The organism is Xenorhabdus bovienii SS-2004, from assembly GCF_000027225.1.
GTDB lineage: Bacteria > Pseudomonadota > Gammaproteobacteria > Enterobacterales > Enterobacteriaceae > Xenorhabdus > Xenorhabdus bovienii_C.
The window spans coordinates 3,802,291-3,822,584 of sequence record NC_013892.1 but is presented as its reverse complement, the minus strand read 5'-3'; the positions used below and the strand labels follow the sequence as shown (position 1 = coordinate 3,822,584).

Here is a 20,294-nt window from a genome sequence, read left to right as displayed (position 1 = left end):
AGTCTTTTTTATCCCTCTTGCCCTGTTTTTTGAATACGGGAGGTTCTGAGTATGGCTGGAACGGCGGGCAGATCAGGTCGTCGCCCCAAGCCGACGGCACGAAAAGAACTGGCAGGCAATCCGGGCAAGCGAAAACTAAACCGGGATGAGCCGGCCTTTACGCCCCTGTCCGGGGTTTCCCCGCCGGACTGGTTTATGGAAAACGAAATGCCTCTGGCGGCGGTGATGTGGGAACTGACCAGCAAAGAGCTGTGCACCCAAGGGTTACTCTGTGTCACGGATCTCGCTGTACTGGAACGCTGGTGTGTGGCGTATCAGTTCTGGCGCAAGGCGGTTATCAATATTGCCCAACAGGGTAACACGGTAACCGGTGCGACCGGGGGACCCATTAAAAACCCGGAACTGACTGCCAAAAAAGAACAGCAATCCGAAATGGACACGACCGGCTCCCTGCTGGGGTTAGATCCCAGCAGCCGTCAGCGTCTGATGGGCGCTGCGGGCAAGGCCAAAACTGACAACCCTTTCATGAGGATGATCTCATCATGAGCCGTAAATCTTACCCCAATGTTAATGCGGCCAGCCAGTACGCCCGTGATGTCGTGCGCGGTAAGATTGACGCAGGCCGCCATGTCAAAGATGCCTGCCGGCGGCATCTGGATAACCTGAGTCAGGAAAAGACGACAGGGTTTAAGTACCGGTTCGATAAAGATCGGGCTGAACAGGCCGCCAAATTTATTCAATTGCTGCCCCACACCAAAGGGGAATGGGCATTTAAACGCATGCCCATCACGCTGGAGCCGTGGCAACTGTTTATTATCTGCTCGGTCTTTGGCTGGGTGCATAAGGGCAGCCGGTTACGCCGCTTTCGGGAAGTCTACACCGAAATTCCCCGTAAAAATGGCAAGTCCGCGATTTCGGCGGGCGTGGCACTTTATTGCTTTACCTGTGATGACGAATTCGGGGCGGAAGTGTATTCCGGCGCAACCACGGAGAAACAGGCGTGGGAAGTGTTCCGGCCTGCGCGATTGATGTGCAAGCGCACCCCGATGCTGGTTGAGGCGTTCGGCATTGAAGTGAATGCCTCCAACCTGAACCGCCCGGCAGACGGTGCCCGGTTTGAACCGCTGATCGGCAATCCCGGTGACGGGCAGTCGCCCAGCTGCGCGATTGTCGATGAATACCACGAGCATGACACCGATGATCTTTACACCACCATGCTGACGGGGATGGGGGCACGCCGCCAGCCCCTGATGTGGGCCATTACCACGGCGGGTTACAACATTGAAGGGCCTTGTTATGACAAGCGCCGTGAAGTGATAGAGATACTGTCCGGCAATGTGCCCAATGAGGAGCTGTTCGGGGTGATTTACACCGTGGACGACGGGGACGACTGGACTTCGCCGGACGTACTGCGGAAAGCCAATCCGAATATGGGCGTGTCAATCTATGCGGACTTTCTGCTCAGTCAGCAGCAGCGCGCCCTGAATAACCCCCGGTTAGCCAGCGTCTTCAAAACCAAGCACCTGAATATCTGGGTGTCTGCCCGGGAAGCTTATTTCAATATGCTGAGCTGGAAGCAGTGTGAAGACACGACGCTCACCTTAGAGCAATTTGAGGGTCAACCCTGTTTTCTGGCGTTTGACCTTGCCCGTAAGCTGGACATGAACAGCATGGCCCGGCTTTTTGTCCGCGAGATTGACGGTAAGCGGCATTACTACAGTATTGCCCCGCGTTTTTGGGTGCCGTATGACAGCGTGTACAGCGTAGAGCAGACCGAGAACCGCCGTACCGCTGAACGTTTTAAGAAGTGGGTGGAAATGGATCTGCTGACCGTGACTGAGGGGGCAGAAGTGGATTACCGTTACATCCTTGAAGAAGCCAAACTCGCCTGTCACCTGAACCCGGTTAATGAGGCCCCGATTGATCCCTTTGGGGCAACGGGTTTATCTCACTCACTGGCGGACGAGGGCATTAACCCCATCATCATTACCCAGAACTTCACCCACATGAGTGACCCGATGAAAGAGCTGGAAGCCGCTATCCAGTCCGGGCGCTTTCATCACGACGGTCATCCCATCCTGTCATGGTGTATCAGTAATGTCGTGGGGAAAACCATGGGCGGGAATGATGACATTGTGCGCCCCATCAAGGAGCAAAAAGACAGCAAAATTGACGGGGCGGTCGCCCTGATTATGGCGATGGGCCGCGCCATCCTGCATGAAGAACCCGACTTTCTTTCCAACCTCGATCCGGATGACCTTTTAATGTTATGAAAAATTTACTGATTGATGGCACTGCGCTGGCGGGTGTCGGGGCAGTGCTGGCCGGCTGTTACCTTAAGTATGGGCTGGCAAACACCCTGATCATCGGGGGCGTTTTGTTGATTGCCTATGCCCTGACCGTCGCCCGCCGGAGGAAACATGTTGCTTGATGCCCTGTTCCGCAGTGAATCGCTGGAAAACCCGAAGACCCCGCTCACGGCCGAGGCCGCCGAGCATGACGGCCTGTTCAGCGCCGATGTGTATGTCAGCCCCGAAACGTCCATGAAGCTGGCAGCGGTCTATGCCTGTATTTATGTACTGGCCTCGTCAGTGGCACAGATGCCCCTGCATGTGATGCGCAAGACCGGGAAATCGGTTGAGATGGCGCGGGAACATCCGGCGTTTTATCTGACCCATGATGAGCCGAACGACTGGCAAACCAGCTACAAATGGCGCGAACTGAAGCAGCGCCATGTCCTCGGCTGGGGCAATGGCTATACGTGGGTGAAACGCAACCGAAAAGGCGATGTGATTGCACTGGAGGCCTGCATGCCGTGGGAAACCACCCTGCTGAACACAGGTGGACGCTACACCTACGGGGTCTATAACGACGAGGGCAATTTCGCTATCAGTCCCGATGATATGATCCACATCCGCGCGTTAGGTAATAATCAGAAAATGGGTTTAAGCCCCATCCTGCAACATGCGGAAACTATCGGTATGGGCATGAGCGGACAAAAATATACCAGCGCGTTTTTTGGCGGCAATGCCCGTCCGGCCGGCATTGTGTCCGTAAAAGGGGAAATCAGTGATAAGGGTTGGGAACGGCTCAAACTGATGTGGCGAAAAGCCGCGGCTTCCCTGCGCAGCGAAGAGAACAAAACCATGCTGCTGCCCGCTGAATTGGATTACAAAGCGCTGACCGTTTCCCCGGTGGACGCGCAGCTGATTGACATGATGAAACTCAATCGCTCCATGATTGCCGGCATATTTAACGTTCCCGCTCACATGATTAACGATTTGGAAAAAGCGACGTTTTCCAATATCAGCAATCAGGCTATCCAGTTTGTGCGCCATACCGTCATGCCGTGGGTGGTGAACTGGGAGCAAGAGTTGAACCGTCGCCTGTTTACCCGGCAGGAACGGATAGCGGGGTTCTATGTTCGCTTCAATCTGGCCGGATTACTGCGCGGTACACCGCAGGAACGTGCGCAGTTCTACCATTTTGCTATTACCGATGGTTGGATGAGTCGCAACGAGGCTCGCGCCTTTGAAGACATGAACCCGGTGGACGGGCTGGACGAGATGCTGGTCAGTGTCAATGCCGCCAATCCTGTTAACGGCAATCAACCCAACCAACCTGAACACGAGGACAAACCCGATGAGTGACAGAGAAATGCGCTGTTACAGCGGTGAGGTACGTGCTGAACAACTGGAAAACCAGCCGACGCGCATTGTTGGTTACGGTTCGGTGTTCAATAGCCGCTCTGAGCCGTTGTGGGGATTCAGAGAAATTATTAAACCCGGCGCGTTTGACGAGGTACTGAATGATGATATTCGGGGGCTGTTTAACCATGATCCTAATTTTATTTTAGGACGCAGTACAGCAGGAACATTAACGGTCTCGGTGGATGAGCGTGGCTTGCAGTACGACATCGCCGCGCCTGACACACAGACCATTCGTGATCTGGTGCTGGCCCCCATGCAACGTGGTGATATTAACCAAAGTTCGTTTGCCTTTCGGGTCGCCCGTGATGGTGAACACTGGTACGAGGATGAGGAAGGGATCGTTATCCGCGAAATCCACAAATTTTCACGGCTGTATGATGTCAGTCCGGTGACCTACCCCGCCTATCAGGAAGCGGGTTCGGCGGTTCGATCCCTGAATGCTTGGAAAGAAGCCCGAAGCAGCGGTATCTGCCAGAAAGCCATTAACGAAAAACGGGCGCGTGAGCGTCTTCTGACTTTATTGAATCGATAGGATGTGAGTATGAAATTGCATGAATTAAAACAAAAACGTAACACCATCGCCGCCCAAATGCGCACCCTGCATGACAAAATCGGGGATAACGCGTGGACAGACGAGCAGCGCACCGAATGGAATAAAGCGAAAACCGAACTGGACAGCATTGACGCCCAAATCCAGCGCGAGGAGGAATTACGCCATCTAGACCAGCAACTGGTGGACAATACGGAGCCGGAGCAGCGTCAACAACCGGGCAACCCCGAAACCGAGCAGGCAGAGCGCCGCGCCGCCGCATTTGACCGGTTCCTGCGTCACGGGCTGGGGGAGATGAGCAGCGAAGAGCGTCAGGCGTTGAAAGAATTGCGGGCACAGGGCACCACGCCGGACGAGAAAGGCGGCTATACCGTCCCCACACGGATGCTCAATAAGGTGGTGGAGGCGATGAAAGCCTATGGCGGCATTGCCAGCGTGGCACAAATCCTCAGCACCTCCACCGGGCAGACCATCGAATGGGCGACGGCGGACGGCACGGCGGAAGAGGGTGAGCTGCTGGGTGAAAACACGGCGGCCAGCGAAGAAGATACGCTGTTCGGCACTGAGTCACTGGGGGCGAAGAAACTGTCGTCCAAAATCATCCGGGTGTCCAATGAACTGTTGCTGGACTCCGGTATTGATATGGAAGCCTATCTGGCCGCCCGTATTGCCCAGCGCATCGGACGCGGTGAGGCCAAATATCTGGTGAAAGGCACCGGGACAGGCAGTCCGCAACAGCCCAAAGGTCTGGAAACCTCGGTCACGGGCACGGTAGACGCAGCAACCAAGTTTAGCTGGAAAGACATGAACAGCCTGAAACATGCCCTTGACCCCGCCTACCGCAATACGGGGACGTTCCGCTGGGCGTTCAATGACAGCACGCTGAAAGTCATCACCGAGATGGAGGATGCCCAGAACCGCCCGCTGTGGTTGCCCGAAATTGCCGGGGTAGTGCCTTCCACGGTATTGGGGGTGCCTTACGTGATTGATCAGGCGATTGCCGACATGGGGGCGGGCAATAAGTTCATCTATTGTGGGGACTTTAACCGCTTTATTGTCCGCCGTGTCACTTACATGACCCTGAGACGGCTGGTTGAGCGTTATGCCGATTATGACCAGACCGCGTTTCTGGCCTTCCACCGTTTCGACTGCATTCTGGAAGACACGGCGGCCATCAAAGCGCTGGTCGGGAAAGGCGGCAGCAACGCGGCCTGACCTGACCGGATGTGACCCCATGCCGCGTGAAGCGGTTAATGAGATGGTCCCCACCACCCTGTGAGCGGTATGCTGGCAGGGTGTTTCTTTCAGGAGAAGACCATCATGCAAAACGTTACGCTTATTGGTATTGATCTCGGCAAACATTCTTTCCACGTTCACTGTCAGGACAAATCAGGAAAGGCCCTGCTGCGTAAAAAATTTACCCGCGCCAGACTGATGGAGTTTTTAGCGGGATCGCCATCAGCGACTGTTGTAATGGAAGCCTGCGCCGGTGCTCACTTTATGGCTCGCCGGATCGCTGCTTTTGGTCACGAAGCGAAGCTGATTTCTCCACAATTTGTTCGTCCTTTTGTAAAGAGCAACAAGAACGATTTTGTGGATGCTGAAGCCATATGCGAAGCTGCATCTCGTCCCTCCATGCGATTTGTGCAACCACGAACAGAGGCGCAACAAGCTATGCGCGCCCTGCATCGGGTCAGAGAATCACTGGTCAGAGACAGGGTTAAAACCACTAATCAGATGCACGCTTTTTTACTGGAATTTGGCATCAGTATGCCGATCGGAACCGCCGTGATAAAAAGACTTTCAACCGTCTTGGCAGAGAACGAACTTCCTCCCTATCTGGCACAGTTGCTGATGCGTTTACATGCCCATTATCTTTATCTTGTCGAACAGCTCACCGAGCTTGAGACGGCACTGGAGCAGGAGCTGAGACGTGATGAAACAGGACAGCGTCTTCAGACAATACCGGGCGTGGGTCCGATAACTGCCAGCGTCTTATCATCGCAGCTGGGCGATGGTAAGCAGTATGGCTGTAGCCGGGATTTTGCTGCTTCAACCGGTCTGGTACCACGCCAGTACAGCACGGGTGGCAAAAATACGCTTTTAGGGATAAGTAAACGCGGAGACAAAAATCTGCGACGGTTACTTGTCCAGTGCGCCAGAGTCTTTATCCAGAGAATCGATTATCAGTCAGGAAGGCTGGCTGAATGGGTAAAGGCTCAGCTTGAGCGAAAACACTCAAATGTTGTGGCCTGTGCGCTGGCCAACAAATTAGCCCGGATAGCCTGGGCAATCACAACACGGCAAACTGTGTTCGAAAGGTAACGACGACGCCAGTCTGACTGGCAGGTTAATCGTTAATTAAAGCAGTTCCCAATCTGGTTTTGCGAAGACTGATTATTGATGACATGAACGGCTTATCGACCTGATGGAATCCTGACATAAAAAATGGCTCTCTGAAGCCGTGCGGTTTTTTAGGCTTATCAGGTGCGGAACTCATCGAGGCGCGGGCATCCCTGCCCATAGTGACGCCGGATAGATTTAAGCAAGCCAACATCAATCAAAAATCAGTGTTGCAAAAAAGGTGGGGACCATAGATTTTTGTGCCTGCGATCTCAAGGTCGCAGGTGTCAGGAGGCAAGATGCCTTTTCCCACCGTGGAAAAACTCAAACAGCAATGCCGTATCGACAGCCACCATGACGCGGAAGATAGTCTGCTGAACACTTACGCCCGTGCGGCCATCAAACGGGCAGAAAATTACCTGAACCGCCGTCTTTATGACGACGTTGTGCCGGACACGGATCCCGACGGGCTGCTGGCCTCCGAGGATGTGGAACTGGCGATTATGCTGACGGTGGGGTACTGGTATGAAAACCGGGAGGCGCAGACCTTACCCGCAGGTTTCAAGTCCTTGCTGGAGCCTTACCGTTATATTCCCTTGTAGGAGGTCATCATGAAGGCGGGTTCACTGCGCCATCGTATTAAGCTATTTCGCCCCGTTGTGACACGGGATGATTATGGGACGGAAACCGTGACATCCGAGTATGCCAGCGAAACGTGGGCACGGGCGGAGGCGATGTCCAACCGCAAAATCCGTACCGCCGATCAGCAACAAGTGATTGAGGTTCAGCAGTTCACAGTCAGGCCGAGAGCAGATATTGACACCAACTGGCTGGTTGAGCATCAGGGGCGGCTCTTTACCGTGCGTACGGTTGACCGTAACCGGCAAGACCGCGCCATTATCACCACGGAGGCCGATGTGCGTCATGATAGAGCGTGAACTCAAGGCCGATTTAGAGCGGCTAACGCTATTGCCCGTTTATCCGCTGATACTCCCGTCCACAGTGAGGGAGGGGATCACTTACCAGCGTATCAGTGACCCGAAATTCAATACCGGACTGGCGGCCACGCGATTGGTCGAAGCCCGCTTTCAGATCGGGATCATTACCCTGAATAATTACCCGAAAGCCGCAGAGATTGAGCAAAAAATCCGTTTCGCATGGGAATCCGTCCGGCATGGTCATATCGGGAATTATCCGGTGCAGGCGGTGACACGCGGGACACTGCATCAGGCGATGGAAGAGCTGACCGAAAATCAGAAACGTTACCGTATCACCCGTGACTTTATTATCACTTATGCGGAGGTGCCCGATGATTAGCACGCATCTTTCCGGCCTTGAAGAACTGGGGCGCAAGTTACAGGCACTGGAAACCGACCTCCAGACCCAAATTCTGCGTAAAGCCGGGAAAGCCGCGATGGAAATCGTGAAAGAAGACATGGTCGCCCATGCCGGGTATGACAAAAAGGCCAAAGGGCCGCATCTGCGGGACAGCATTCAGATCCGTTCAGCCAAGTCCAAGAAGTACAAGGGCGGGGTAATGATCACTGTAGGCCCCGCCAACGCTCACCGGATGAAAGCATTAGCGCAGGAAATGGGGACGATTAAACAAGTCCCTAAACCGTTTATACGCCCTGCTCTGGACTACAACCAGTCCGCCGTTTTAAAGGTGCTCGCGGCAGAAATCCGCGCTGCCCTGTCCGTTTACAGTCAATAACCTTCATTGGAGTAATACACCATGGCAACATCATCACCCGAATATGCCGTCCTGCCTGCGGGGACGATTGTGAAATTCGGCAAGCCCGGCGATACCGTTGATCAGATGAAATTCCTGATTAACTGTAAGGCGCTGGGCGCAACGGGTCTTTCCGGCGGTTTTATCGACTGCACCACGCTGATGGACACCAACAAACAATTTATTTCCGACATGCCGGAAGGCCCCGAGAAATCATTAGGTTTCATTGATGATCCTGAAAACGTCGATTTTACGGCGTTCCTGAATGCAGCCCAGCGCCGCGAAACCGTCCAGTTTTACATCGGCCTGCCGAACAAGCGCACGGCGACCATGATTCTGGCGCTCTCCGGCTGGGAGATGAATGACATCAACGCCCCCGCCAGTGAAGTGATTCAAATCACGGTCAAGGGCAAACAAAACAACCTCGTCTGGGGTATCGCCACAACCCTCACCAAAGGAAGTGAATCATGAAAAACCTGAAAGCCGCCCTGTTAGCCCCGCGCGCCCATGTGAAAGCGGTGGAGATTTTCGGTACCGCCGTCAACCTTCGCCGTATGACCGCTACCGAATTGATGGATTTGGAAGACGCCGTGGAAAAACTCAGTGAGGCCGGCAATGGCCGTGAAGCCTCCCGACTGAATGTCCAGATTGTGCTGGATTGCCTGGTGGATGACAAAGGTAAGCCGATCCCGGCCGGGGATTTACCGACAGCCGAAGAACTGATGGATACCCACGATAACGCCACCATTATTGCGGCGATTAATCTGGTGAAACGGCATTCCATCGGTACGCTGGAGGACGCCGAAAAAAACTAACCCGGTCGCCGCTGCTGCATTTTGCGTTTACCCTCGCAGAGCAGCTCGGCGAGATAGACCCCTATCAGATCCTGTCCCTGCCTGCGTCTACGCTCAATGAGTGGCAGGCGTATTACCGGCTGAAAAACCGACCCCGCCCGGGTGAAGCCCTGCCTGTTTCCGTCCCAGTTCCCCGCGATACCGAACAGGCGCAGTGTGAGGCGGTCATGAAATTATTAGGTTAAATTATGGCAAATTTATCGACGTTAACCGTTGGCCTGCTGGTCAATGCCGTCTCGTTCAGGTCGCAGATTACGGAGGCCTATCGTCACGCCGGACGGGAATCGGAAAAATTTTCCGGTAAGGCGAAGTCTGACGCGAAGAAGGCCGAGTCGGCTTACCACTCGCTGGGCAAGTCGATTAAATCCGTAGGCGGTCAGTTGGCGCTGCTGTCCGGGGTGGGCTTTTCGCTGGGGTCTATTATCAATACGACCCGTAAATACGGACAGGCGCTCTCTGATCTGTCCGCCATTACGGGGGCGACGGGGGCGCAGTTGAAGACACTGGATGACGCCGCGCAGCAGTTAGGCAGAACCACGGAATTTGGGGCAACCCGTATTGCCACCGCGCTGAAACTGATGGCCTCCGCCAAGCCGGAACTGCTGAAAAGCACCGAGGCATTGGTACAGGCGACGGAAAAGTCGGTGATATTGGCGCAGGCGTCAGGTATCGAATTACCGGAAGCGACCAAGGCACTGGCTTTATCATTGAACCAGTTTGGCGCCTCCGCAGAGCAGGCTGACCGTTATATCAACGTGTTGGCAGCGGGGGCTAAATACGGCTCATCCGAAATCAATGAAACCGCGCAGGCCATTAAAAACGGCGGCACAATGGCGGCACAGGCCTCAGTCAGTTTTGAAGAGCTGAATGCCGTCATTCAGATACTGGCCGCCGGGGGGATCAAAGGCGCAGAGGCGGGTACGGCTATCCGTAACGTCATACTGGCGCTGGAGAAATCCACGGATAAAAAACTCAAGCCGTCTGTGGTGGGACTGGGGGCGGCACTGGATCACCTGAAAAGCAAGAAGCTGTCCACGGCAGAGGCGGCCAAATTGTTCGGGCGCGCCAATGTCAGCGCCGCGTCAAAATTAGTCGTGGGAAGAGGCAAGCTGGAGGAGCTAAAACAGTCACTGACCGGGACGCAGGTCGCGTATGAACAGGCCTCAACCCGCGCCAATAACCTCAGTGCCGATCTGGATGTTTTAAGCAGCGCCTTTGAAGGGCTGGCGGTTAAGGTAGGGAGCAGTGCAGATGGCCCCTTGCGCTCGGGCATTCAGGGGGCAACGAGTGCCATCAATGGCCTGTCAGAAAACTTCAATATGGTGGCTACCGTTGCCCTGCATACCCTGATCCCTGTTATGGCGACTAAACTGACCGCGGGGTTACGGGAAAATGTCAGCGCATGGAAAGCGACGGAAAAAGCCACCCGTGACGCCGCTAAACAGCAGGCAGAAACCGCTAAGCGCACGATTGAATCCGCGAGGGCAGAACGTGAGCGAGCCGCCCAGCAAAGCCAATGGATGGCCACGCAAAGTGTGATCAATAAGCAGAATGGCGTTTATGTTAATTATCAAAAGGATTATATCGCCAATAGCCGTAAAATCAGGGAATCAATCATTACGGAAACCTCGGCAAAAAAGCAACTGGCGGAGGCTAACCGTAAATTATCCTATTCGACCCGCCTCATGTCGGGCGCTGCGGCGGGAGCCAGCGGGGCACTGTCCCTACTGGGCGGCTCATTCGGTGCCGCGATACTGGCAGGCTCTGCCCTGTATGGTCTGTATAACCACAGCGTCCAAACGAGAGAGGGGCTGAGGCAATTAAAAGACACCACGATTGAAACTGTTGAAGAGCTGCAAAGGCTTTCCAAGGTTAAGGTTCAGCTAAAGATTGATGACTGGAAGGAAAAACTAGAGAAACTACAGGGCGAGAAAAAACAGTTAGAAAGTAAGATGGGGGGGTATTCTAATATCAAAATTAATCTCGCCAAGTCTCATGAAAAGAATGCATTTGGTCGTCTTTTTAACCGAAGCTCTAAAACTCTCCTTAAAGGAAGAAATGAAACACTGAGCAAGCTGGAAGATACTTATGCGTCAATAAAGCAAATGCAAGAAGCAATAAAGAATGGAGAGCAAACCTTTTCTGTAGGAAAATTTGACGTACCGCCTCCCTCTCCCCCTAAACCCGAAGGCGGTAACAACAACCCATGGACAGGAGAAGGAGCGGGCGGCAATGATAAAGGCGATAAAAAAGGGAAACAGGTTCTTAATCAATATCAGCAATTGCGCAAGGAAATTGAGCAAGCCCATACAACCAGCTTAGAGCGCATTATTCTCAGTGAGCGAGAAATTCAGGGGAAACTCATTGAGGTCGGTAAGTCGGGTCTGGTTTCCCAAAATGAATTGTTACGCCTAAAAAACCTCAATGCCGAAAACCACCAGAAGCAACGTATAGAGCTGGCTGAGAAATACGCCCCGGCAAAAGCCCTGACCCGTCAGGAAAAAGAAGCCAGTCAGGAACTCAAGGCCATTTATGATGCCCGGTTACTGACCGAGCAGGAATACCTGTCAGCCAGTAAAACGTTGTACCAGACTTCGGTTAAAGAAAAGCTGGCGGAACAGGCTAAAGGGCTGGCGGCTCCCCGCCTTGATATGGTCGGGGAAGTTGATCCTGTCATTCAACTACAAAACCAGCTCACACAGCAAACCGCGCTGTACGATGCCTATTATCGCAATGGGCTTATCAGCAGAGAGCGCCATGAGGCACTGGTGGCTGCGGCTACGAATAAGTCCAAGGAATCGCAGTTTGCGGCTTCCAAAGAGCTTTATGCTTCTCAGGGTGACTTTCAGGCAATGCAAATGAACCTGCTGGATGTGGTAGAACAGCGGACAGGGAACGCCTTAACCGGGATGCTGATGGGCACAAAGTCCTTCTCTGAATCCATGAAAGAACTGTCGGCATCACTGGCACAATCCATCATTCAGGATCTGGTTCGTATTGCGATGCAGGCACTGATCACCAAGGCGGTCTCGGGGTTTTTCGGGGGCACGGGTGGCGGTGAAACAACACTGGCGAACGGTCAGGCTGTGCCGATGCTGCCCAAGAATATCAAAGCTTTTGCTAAAGGGGGTGTTCTTTCCTCCCCAAGTCTCAGTGCTTACAGTGGGCAGGTTGTGAGTAATCCCACATTATTTAAATTTGCCCATGGCGCGGGGTTGATGGGGGAGGCGGGACCGGAGGCTATTCTGCCATTAAAACGGGGACCTGATGGTGCTCTCGGTGTTCGTGCAGCAGGCGGCACGGGTAATCAAACGACCATCAAGGTTGATATCGTAGTGCATCCAGAGAAGAACAGTGAAGTGAAAACAACCAGCGGATTTGAATCAGCGGGTCAGGATATTGCGAAATTTGTCGATCAGCGATTCAAATCATTACTGCATAAAAGTTTAGGTCAGGGCGGTGATTTAAATGTGGCCATCAAAGGAGGCAGAAGATGATAAAAACATTCGATTTTCCCGCACGAGTGGGTGCCGCTGGCGAGTTTGAACCCGTGGTACGTTCCGTTCAGTTCGGTGATGGGTATAAGCAAACATCAGGCGATGGGATCAACTCACAGCGGGAGAGTTGGCCGCTGTCATTTGTGGGTGTCCTGTCAGAAATAGCGCCCATTATGGATTTTCTGCGGGAGCATCAGGGCTGGCGCTCGTTCAAGTGGCGTAACCCGCTATCTGAGTTGGGACTGTATCAGGCCGGAAAATTCAATATACAGGCCAGTGGGGCTTATTTCACGTTATCCGTCACGTTCACCCGCGTTTATCATCCGTAGAAGGTTTCTCTATGACAATCAATTCAGATCTCCAGCGCCTTGAGCCGGGGAATAAAGTCCTGTTATTTTCGGTCGATGGCTCAGCCTTTGGTGGGCCAGAACTGTATTTTCACAATCACCCTATTCCCTACACAGAAGATGAACTGGAAAGCGCTGATCAGTTACCGATGAAATCTATCTGGTGGCAAGGGCAGGAGTATAAGCCGTGGCCTGTCAAAATTGAAGGATTGGGGGTTAGTAGTGATGGCAGTGCCGCCTCACCCACACTCAGTGTGGCCAATCTCGATAGTACTATCAGCGCCATGTGTCTGGCGTATCAGAATATGGCGCAGGCGCGTGTCACCATCCGTATGACCTTTGCGCATTATCTGGATGCCCGTAATTTTGCCGATGGCAACCCAGAAGCCGATCCTACACAGGAAAAAATAGACGTCTACTATATTGACAGTAAGACGCATGAAAACAATACAGAGATTCATTTTGCCTTGTCTTCCCCGGCTGATCTGCAAGGGATACGAATACCGACCCGTCAGATTCATGGTCTGTGTACATGGTGTATGCGCGGGTTATATCGCAAATCCCCCTGTAACTATACCGGTGATCGGTATTTTGATGAGGACGGGAACCCAACCGATGATCCATCACGAGATGCCTGCTCTGGATTATTGTCAACAGGATGCGAGCTGCGCTTCGGGAAAGGCAATCAGCTTCCGTTTGGTGGCTTCCCCGGTTCAGCGTTGTTAAGGCGGTGATTATTTGCTGATAAATAGGTGATATGATAACCAATCTAACTTATTGCGGATGGGATAATGGTATGAAATATCGTTCACTTTTTGTTTTTGCGGTGTTGTTATTTTCATCTTCATATGCGATGGCTCAGAAAGAGTATTGGTATGAAGGATGCCCCAAGTATTCAGAAAAGGGATTGAGTGAATTAATTCAAAGAACAAAAACTACCCCAGTTAAATCTGCCAGTGAATTACAGCAATACAGCAAAGGTGAAGTAGAGGTATATCTCAAAAAAGCGAAATGTGATATGCACAATTTGGAGAAGTACGCAAAACAATTAGAAAAAAAACTGAAAGAAAATGAAGACATACAGAAATCTCAGACTCGCTCTTAGTCACTATCTCGAACAAGCAAATCAGCCCAGCCCCAGCTGGGTTTTTTATTACCCAGAGAGCCTCTATGCGCCCACATATTACTCAAGCTATCATGGATCATGCCAAAGCAGAATATCCAAAAGAATGCTGTGGTCTGGTGATTCAAAATAGTCGCAAACAGCACTATATCCGTTGCCGTAATACCGCACCGTCTCCGACAGAGCAGTTCAGTATGCACCCGGAAGATTACGCTGAGGCTGAGGATGCCGGCACTATTATAGCCATTGTCCACAGTCACCCCGATGCCACGACACAACCCAGCCAGTTAGATATTGCCCAATGTGACCTGTCACAAGTGCCGTGGATTATTGTCTCATGGCCGGAGGGTGATATTCGTACCATTATGCCGACTGAGGGGATTAAGCCCTTGCTGGGTCGCCCGTTCGTCCATGGTATCTGGGATTGTTACGCCATTGTCCGTGATTGGTATCGGCTGGAACGCAATATTGAACTCCCTGATTTTGAGCGCTCAAATGGCTGGTGGGAGCGTGGCGAAAACTTGTATATGAAGAACTATGTTTCAGCAGGCTTCATCGAATGCAGTGGTGACTTGCAGATGGGTGATGTGATCATCATGCAGGTACAGGCCAACGAACCTAACCACGCCGGAGTGTATATCGGTGATGGGCTGATGATCCACCATATGTATGGGCAGCTTAGCAACCGAGTGTCTTACAGTGGATATTGGCAAGAGAGAACGGTCATCATTTTACGTTATATAAAATGAAATAGCTTGGTTTTCGTTTCTAAATGATTACACTCATTATTATGCAAATAGGACAAATTGAGAGGGTGTATGTACAGTCATTACGATCCGGGACTTTCACTTGCAGGAATTTTGTTTATATTAGTAATTAGTGCATTAATAGGATTCACTATCAGTTTTTTTATAATGCGGTATGCAACCAGAGCCAATGAATTACTGGATATCCAGAAAAAAATACTACAAGAATTAAAAGTACAAAATGAATTGTTATCTGGTGATAAAGGAAACTCAGATATTAGTTCATTTTATTTGAATGAATTAAAAAAATTACAATCTAGTGATGTGGTGTCCAAAAGTGGGTACGTTAATCATTCAAATGTTGAGAAGATGGCAAAGCTATATAAGAAATTCATGGAAGAAATTGAAACTAAAAATTTATCTATATTTTCGGCTAGGAAAGCGTTTCAATCCGAGATTAACAGGTTATCGTCTGAATTAAATGAAAATCAGAGAATGTCTTTTCTGAATGTTTATAAAGAAAGGCTAAAATAGATATCAGGTATTCTTTAATATCAACCCTCTTCGGAGGGTTTTTTTATGGAGTAAATTCATGAATACACTACGAACAATACGGCTTTCTGGCGTGCTGATACCCCAATTCGGACGAGAGTATAAGCTGGCAGTCTCATCCCCCATAGAGGCTATCAGGGCGCTGTCTGTCATTATTGACGGCTTCGAAAAGTTTCTGTTAACCGCTAAAGAGCGCGGGCTGACTTTTGCCGTATTCATCGGAAAACGCAATATCAGCCGTGATGAACTGGAATTATCCGGTGAGGGCGACATTCGGATTGTACCGGTGATCATTGGCAGCAAAAAGGCGGGTATCTTCCAGACTATTCTCGGTGCAGTGATGGTGGTGGCCGGGGTATTTGCATGGGCAACGCCGTATGGGGTTCCGCTCGTGATGTCCGGGGTCTCCATGATGCTGGGGGGCGTAGTCCAGATGTTATCACCGATGCCGGGCGGACTGGCTCGACGGGAAGATCCCGACAATAAACCCAGTTATGCGTTTGGTGGGCCAGTCAACTCCATCGCACAGGGAAATCCGGTTCCCATTGGGTACGGCAGACGCAGAATAGGCGGTGCCATTATCTCGGCGGGTATCTATGCCGAAGATCAGCAATAGACGTCAATAGTCTTAACCGGTCGCTGCGGCGGCTTTTTTTATGGGTGAAATATGGCTAATCATCTTATTCAGGGCAGTAAGGGCGGCGGTGAAAGTCCACGCACTCCGGTCGAGTCGCCGGATTCGTTACAATCGACCTCTTACGCCAAAATCTTACTGGCACTCGGTGAAGGGGAGTTTGCAGGGGGTCTGGACGGCACCAATATCTTTGTGGATAACACGCCGATTATTGGTCCTGATGGTCAGGCAAACTTTACAGGATTAAAATGGGAATTTCGCCCCGGTACGCCCCATCAGGATTACATTAAGGGGATGCCTGCCGTAGAGAATGATATTACGGTTGGCACGGAGTTAGTTGAGTCATGGGTGCGATCTGTGACCAATACCCAATTGTCGGCGGTTCGCATCCGGCTTTTGTGGGGGCCATTACAGGAACAGAAAGAAGACAATGGGGATACGGTCGGCTATGTCATTGACTACGCGATAGATGTGGCGACCGATGGCGGGGCGTATCAGGAAGTTTTGAAGACAGCTGCCGATGGTAAGACGACAACCAAATACCCAAGGTCACACCGCATTGATTTACCGAAAGCGATGACGGGTTGGATGGTTCGCATTCGTCGCCTGACCCCCAAACAGACCAGCGTCCGCATATTTGACACGATGGTGGTAGAGGCGATCACCGAGGTGATTGACGCCAAACTGAGCTACCCCGAAACCGCCTTACTCTTTGTTCAGTTTGATGCCAAACAGTTCCGCAACATTCCCCAGATATCCTGTGAGCCGAAGATGCGCATTATCCGCGTTCCGGCCAACTATGACCCTGAGAGCCGCCATTATTCCGGTGTCTGGGACGGGTCATTTAAATGGGCATGGACAGATAATCCGGCGTGGGTACTGTATGACCTGATGATTAATGACCGGTTCAGTATCGGCGCACGGGTGAAAGCTGAAAACCTCGCGCTGGCAAAATGGGATTTGTACCGTATCGCCCAGTATTGTGATCAGCCTGTGCCTGATGGTAAGGGCGGTCAGGAGCCGAGATTTACCTGCAATGTGTATATCCAGTCACAAGAGGACGCATGGACAGTTTTGCGTGACATTGCCGGTATCTTTCGGGGCATGACCTTCTGGGCAAACAACAACATGAATGCGCTGGCCGATATGCCGCGCGATATGGATTATATCTATACCCGTGCCAATGTCCGTGACGGTAAGTTTACCTATGCCAGTGCCAGCGAGAAAACTCATTACTCTACCGCAATGGTGAGCTGGTCAGATCCACAGAACGGCTATCAGGATGCCATAGAACCCGTCTTCGAAAACCGCCTGATACGCCGATTCGGGGTTAAACAGGCCGATATCACCGCGATTGGCTGTACCCGCCAGAGTGAGGCGATACGGCGCGGGAAATGGGTACTGCACACCAATGAATATGACCGGATGGTGTCGTTTGCGGTGGGATTGGATGGAAAGCTCCCCTTGCCCGGCTATATTATCGGGGTGGCGGATGAAATGTTTTCCGGCCGTGTGCTGGGTGGCCGTATCAGTGCGGTGGACGGGCGCAATATTACCCTCGACAGGGTATCGTCTGCGAAGGTCGGTGAGCGGTTAATCCTGAACCTGCCGTCTGGCAAAGCGGAAGGGCGCACGATTCAGGCTGTCAATGGGCAGACAATCACAGTAACCACGGAATACTCCGAGCTACCCGCCACTGAAAATGTCTGGGCGATTGATGCCTCGGATTTGGCTGTCCAGCAATTCAGGGTGACCGGCATTAAAGAGGGTGAGGACGGCGTGTCATTCGATATCACCGCCATTGAGCATAACCCTGATAAATATGACCATATCGACACCGGCACCCGAATAGACGTGCGCCCCATTTCCGTTATTCCGCCCGGAGTTCAGCCGCCGCCGAAAAATGTCGGTATCAGCAGTTATTCGGTGGTCAATCAGGGGATTGCCATCACGACACTGAGAGTCACTTGGGATGCAGCCGAGAGTGCGATCGCGTATGAAGCTGAATGGCGACGGGATAATGGCAACTGGATATCCGCACCCCGCACCTCGACGCAGGGCTTTGAAGTGCCCAATATCTACGCCGGACGCTATCAGGCGAGAGTACGGGCGATCAATGCCGCTGAGATATCCAGTCTCTGGGCGAATGCACCGGAAACCCGTTTAAAAGGCAAGGAGGGCAACCCTCCGGCACCGCTGGGGTTCAGAACAACCCCGATCATCTTCGGTATCCAGATTGACTGGGGTTTTGCGCCCCAGACCGACGACACACTGAAAACTGAAATCCAGTACAGCAGGACGAATGACGGTGAGGGTTTACTGTTGCTGGCCGATATTCCCTATCCCCAGCGAATGCACACGATGCAGGGGCTGGCGGCAGGCGTTGCATTTTATTTCCGTGCGCGTCTGGTGGATAAATCCGGCAATCAATCCCCGTGGACGGCGTTCATTCGTGGGGAGTCGTCTTCGGATACGAACTGGATCATTGATGCAGCCGGTAAGGAATTTCTTTCCAACAAAGCAGGACAACGGTTGCAGTCTCAAATGGACTTTAACTCCGAAGCCATCATGGAGAACGCCGCATTGACAGGGGCAGTTGTTCAGCGACAGTTGCAAGTAAACGGCAATATGCGAGCCGAAATACTGGAAGTCAAAACCACGCAGGTGACCGACCGGGAAGCCTTTGCGGAGAAGATGGAAAAGGTGCAGGCCGATGTCGGGGAGAATGCGGCGGCTGTAAAGACAAAGGCGACAGTGGTCTTTGATATTGACGGTAACGGCTATGCCCTCAAAGAGATTGAAGCCGGGGTGAAGTACAAAGGCCAGCTCTATAAAGCCGGGATGGTGATAGGGGCTGAGGTGAAGAATGGCGAAGTGCATACCAATATCGGCTTTAACGCTAACAACTTCGTCTGGTTCAATCCGGCCAGCGGCAAGATGGAACCCTTTATGGCGGCTAAGAACGGGCAGCTTTTTATTCGGCAGGCGTTTATTGATCAGGCCTTAATGCGGGAGGCTATCCTGTCTGATGCCATCAGATCTAAAAATTACGTGCAGTATCAGGCGGGCTTTTTGATTAATGCGGCGACCGGCGCTTTTGAATTTAACGACATGCGGGTTCGGGCGGGATTGCGTTGGGCAAACGGGGCGATAGCCTGCTATGACCCCAGCGGACGGGTTCGGGCGGCCATGGGCTATATAGGACAATTTCGACGATGAGTGATTACGGGTTTGGGGTCTGGGATGAACAGGGGCGGCAGCGTAATACCGGCATTCGCCCCTTTCTTTATGCTGGCTTTATGAAGCTGGAGAGCGGGCAGACGACAGGTGCGCTCACTGTCCCCCGGGAGCCGATGAATGAAGGATTGCGGCTTTCTTATGTCTTTCTTTGTACTGACCGGGGATACCAGGTAGATAAAAAACGTCAATTTTTGGTAAAGGATAATCAAATCATCATTTCGGATGGCAACGACGACGCCGTTGAGGGATGGCTGATTGCTTACTACACTGCGTGAGGTGATATATGGATTGGGGTGCATTTTTAACAACGGGTAACGGTGTTCCGTGGTGGACACCCAAAACGACCCCCCTTTCTTTTGTGAGAAAAGAATCGGTCTGGACTGACAGATACGTGAAGCGGATAGAAACGGGTATCAGCACGAAACAACCCTGCATGGCGTTTATGTGTGCTCACACCAGCAATGTCTGGTATGCACCTTATGGGGTCATGTTCGGGGGCGGTTCGGAATGGGGTATTGAGATAACCCGGGGCGAGAGTGGCACTGAGACTTCGATCTTGTGTGAGATTTATCTGTTCACTCTGGTTTATCCCCAGCCTGTCCCGGATTGGGGAATTGCTGTCTGGGACGAAGCAGGAAAATGTGTCATTACCAGCGATACAAGGCCTTTGAGTATCGAAGGGGAACTCAGTTCCCACAGCAGCAAAGAAACTGTGGTGCAAGGGAAAAAAGGCATATTAATGCAGAAAACGGGTTGGATACTGTCCAAATATGATACGCCCGATGATACACGAACCCGGGATAACGAAACTTCATTTTCCACTGCGTTTGATGGACACAATACCCGGCTAATGGCGCGCGTGGCAGACGGTGAGACGAACTGGATTATCAGTGAACGAACATGGAACCTGACCAGCCCTTATATTGATTGCACGCTCTACGATTAACCGAACCGCGTAACTGCGTT

General features: G+C 52.0%; 24 protein-coding genes. 23 read left to right on the top strand and 1 reads right to left on the bottom strand.

What is annotated here, in order from left to right:
- Positions 1-51 precede the first annotated feature (51 nt).
- From XBJ1_RS16850 to XBJ1_RS16820, 7 genes are all read left to right on the top strand, one after another.
- Entirely contained in the window at positions 52-546 is a 495-nt protein-coding gene (locus XBJ1_RS16850; RefSeq protein ID WP_012990244.1) for a phage terminase small subunit P27 family, read from the top strand.
- Positions 543-2,273, top strand: a complete 1,731-nt coding sequence (locus XBJ1_RS16845; RefSeq protein ID WP_012990243.1) for a terminase large subunit — start codon at positions 543-545, stop codon at positions 2,271-2,273. The genes XBJ1_RS16850 and XBJ1_RS16845 overlap by 4 nt, the downstream gene beginning before the upstream one ends.
- Positions 2,270-2,431: a hypothetical protein gene (locus tag XBJ1_RS22065; RefSeq protein ID WP_012990242.1), complete on the top strand. Its 162-nt coding sequence runs from the start codon at positions 2,270-2,272 to the stop codon at positions 2,429-2,431. Before XBJ1_RS16845 ends, XBJ1_RS22065 begins: the two co-directional genes overlap by 4 nt.
- Positions 2,421-3,650: a phage portal protein gene (locus XBJ1_RS16835; RefSeq protein ID WP_038199412.1), complete on the top strand. Its 1,230-nt coding sequence runs from the start codon at positions 2,421-2,423 to the stop codon at positions 3,648-3,650. Before XBJ1_RS22065 ends, XBJ1_RS16835 begins: the two co-directional genes overlap by 11 nt.
- Complete coding sequence (locus XBJ1_RS16830) at positions 3,643-4,242, top strand: HK97 family phage prohead protease (RefSeq protein ID WP_012990240.1); 600 nt, start codon at positions 3,643-3,645, stop codon at positions 4,240-4,242. Before XBJ1_RS16835 ends, XBJ1_RS16830 begins: the two co-directional genes overlap by 8 nt.
- 9 nt (positions 4,243-4,251) lie before the next feature.
- Positions 4,252-5,475, top strand: a complete 1,224-nt coding sequence (locus XBJ1_RS16825) for a phage major capsid protein (RefSeq protein ID WP_012990239.1) — start codon at positions 4,252-4,254, stop codon at positions 5,473-5,475.
- Positions 5,476-5,580: 105 nt separating this feature from the next.
- Positions 5,581-6,585 (top strand): IS110 family transposase, encoded by a 1,005-nt coding sequence (locus tag XBJ1_RS16820; protein ID WP_012987226.1) that lies wholly within the window; start codon positions 5,581-5,583, stop codon positions 6,583-6,585.
- 25 nt (positions 6,586-6,610) lie between these two features.
- Here XBJ1_RS16820 and XBJ1_RS21925 read toward each other — a convergent pair whose 3' ends face one another.
- Positions 6,611-6,817 carry a hypothetical protein gene (locus tag XBJ1_RS21925; protein ID WP_162467458.1) on the bottom strand — a complete coding sequence of 69 codons (207 nt, stop codon included), beginning with the start codon at positions 6,815-6,817 and terminating at the stop codon, positions 6,611-6,613.
- An 85-nt stretch (positions 6,818-6,902) separates the two neighbouring features.
- Here XBJ1_RS21925 and XBJ1_RS16815 point away from each other — a divergent pair, with 85 nt between their 5' ends.
- The 16 genes from XBJ1_RS16815 to XBJ1_RS16740 all read left to right on the top strand — a co-directional run bounded on the left by XBJ1_RS16815 (position 6,903) and on the right by XBJ1_RS16740 (position 20,274).
- The gene (locus XBJ1_RS16815) at positions 6,903-7,205 is read left to right on the top strand and encodes a head-tail connector protein (RefSeq protein ID WP_012990238.1); all 303 of its coding nucleotides are present in this window, start codon (positions 6,903-6,905) and stop codon (positions 7,203-7,205) included.
- Positions 7,206-7,214: 9 nt separating this feature from the next.
- Positions 7,215-7,541 carry a phage head closure protein gene (locus tag XBJ1_RS16810; RefSeq protein WP_012990237.1) on the top strand — a complete coding sequence of 109 codons (327 nt, stop codon included), beginning with the start codon at positions 7,215-7,217 and terminating at the stop codon, positions 7,539-7,541.
- On the top strand, positions 7,528-7,920 hold the full coding sequence (locus tag XBJ1_RS16805) for a hypothetical protein (protein WP_012990236.1): 393 nt from the start codon (positions 7,528-7,530) through the stop codon (positions 7,918-7,920). Before XBJ1_RS16810 ends, XBJ1_RS16805 begins: the two co-directional genes overlap by 14 nt.
- Entirely contained in the window at positions 7,913-8,317 is a 405-nt protein-coding gene (locus XBJ1_RS16800; RefSeq protein ID WP_012990235.1) for an HK97-gp10 family putative phage morphogenesis protein, read from the top strand. Before XBJ1_RS16805 ends, XBJ1_RS16800 begins: the two co-directional genes overlap by 8 nt.
- Positions 8,318-8,338: 21 nt before the next feature.
- Complete coding sequence (locus XBJ1_RS16795) at positions 8,339-8,806, top strand: hypothetical protein (protein ID WP_012990234.1); 468 nt, start codon at positions 8,339-8,341, stop codon at positions 8,804-8,806.
- Complete coding sequence (locus XBJ1_RS16790; RefSeq protein ID WP_012990233.1) at positions 8,803-9,150, top strand: phage tail protein; 348 nt, start codon at positions 8,803-8,805, stop codon at positions 9,148-9,150. Before XBJ1_RS16795 ends, XBJ1_RS16790 begins: the two co-directional genes overlap by 4 nt.
- 227 nt (positions 9,151-9,377) lie before the next feature.
- Positions 9,378-12,686 (top strand): phage tail tape measure protein, encoded by a 3,309-nt coding sequence (locus XBJ1_RS16785; RefSeq protein WP_012990231.1) that lies wholly within the window; start codon positions 9,378-9,380, stop codon positions 12,684-12,686.
- A complete protein-coding gene (locus tag XBJ1_RS16780; protein ID WP_012990230.1) occupies positions 12,683-13,015 on the top strand; it encodes a phage tail protein in 333 nt (110 codons plus the stop codon). Before XBJ1_RS16785 ends, XBJ1_RS16780 begins: the two co-directional genes overlap by 4 nt.
- Positions 13,016-13,026: 11 nt before the next feature.
- On the top strand, positions 13,027-13,767 hold the full coding sequence (locus tag XBJ1_RS16775; protein WP_012990229.1) for a phage minor tail protein L: 741 nt from the start codon (positions 13,027-13,029) through the stop codon (positions 13,765-13,767).
- 62 nt (positions 13,768-13,829) lie between these two features.
- On the top strand, positions 13,830-14,138 hold the full coding sequence (locus XBJ1_RS16770; RefSeq protein WP_012990228.1) for a hypothetical protein: 309 nt from the start codon (positions 13,830-13,832) through the stop codon (positions 14,136-14,138).
- A 65-nt stretch (positions 14,139-14,203) separates the two neighbouring features.
- Entirely contained in the window at positions 14,204-14,905 is a 702-nt protein-coding gene (locus XBJ1_RS16765) for a C40 family peptidase (RefSeq protein ID WP_012990227.1), read from the top strand.
- 69 nt (positions 14,906-14,974) lie between these two features.
- Entirely contained in the window at positions 14,975-15,436 is a 462-nt protein-coding gene (locus tag XBJ1_RS16760) for a YebO family protein (protein ID WP_012990226.1), read from the top strand.
- 58 nt (positions 15,437-15,494) lie between these two features.
- On the top strand, positions 15,495-16,070 hold the full coding sequence (locus tag XBJ1_RS16755) for a tail assembly protein (RefSeq protein ID WP_012990224.1): 576 nt from the start codon (positions 15,495-15,497) through the stop codon (positions 16,068-16,070).
- Positions 16,071-16,121: 51 nt separating this feature from the next.
- Complete coding sequence (locus tag XBJ1_RS16750) at positions 16,122-19,307, top strand: host specificity protein J (protein ID WP_012990223.1); 3,186 nt, start codon at positions 16,122-16,124, stop codon at positions 19,305-19,307.
- Positions 19,304-19,603, top strand: coding sequence for a hypothetical protein (locus XBJ1_RS16745; RefSeq protein WP_012987784.1), 300 nt, complete (start codon positions 19,304-19,306; stop codon positions 19,601-19,603). The genes XBJ1_RS16750 and XBJ1_RS16745 overlap by 4 nt, the downstream gene beginning before the upstream one ends.
- An 8-nt stretch (positions 19,604-19,611) precedes the next feature.
- Positions 19,612-20,274 carry a hypothetical protein gene (locus XBJ1_RS16740; protein WP_012987785.1) on the top strand — a complete coding sequence of 221 codons (663 nt, stop codon included), beginning with the start codon at positions 19,612-19,614 and terminating at the stop codon, positions 20,272-20,274.
- Positions 20,275-20,294: the final 20 nt, after the last annotated feature.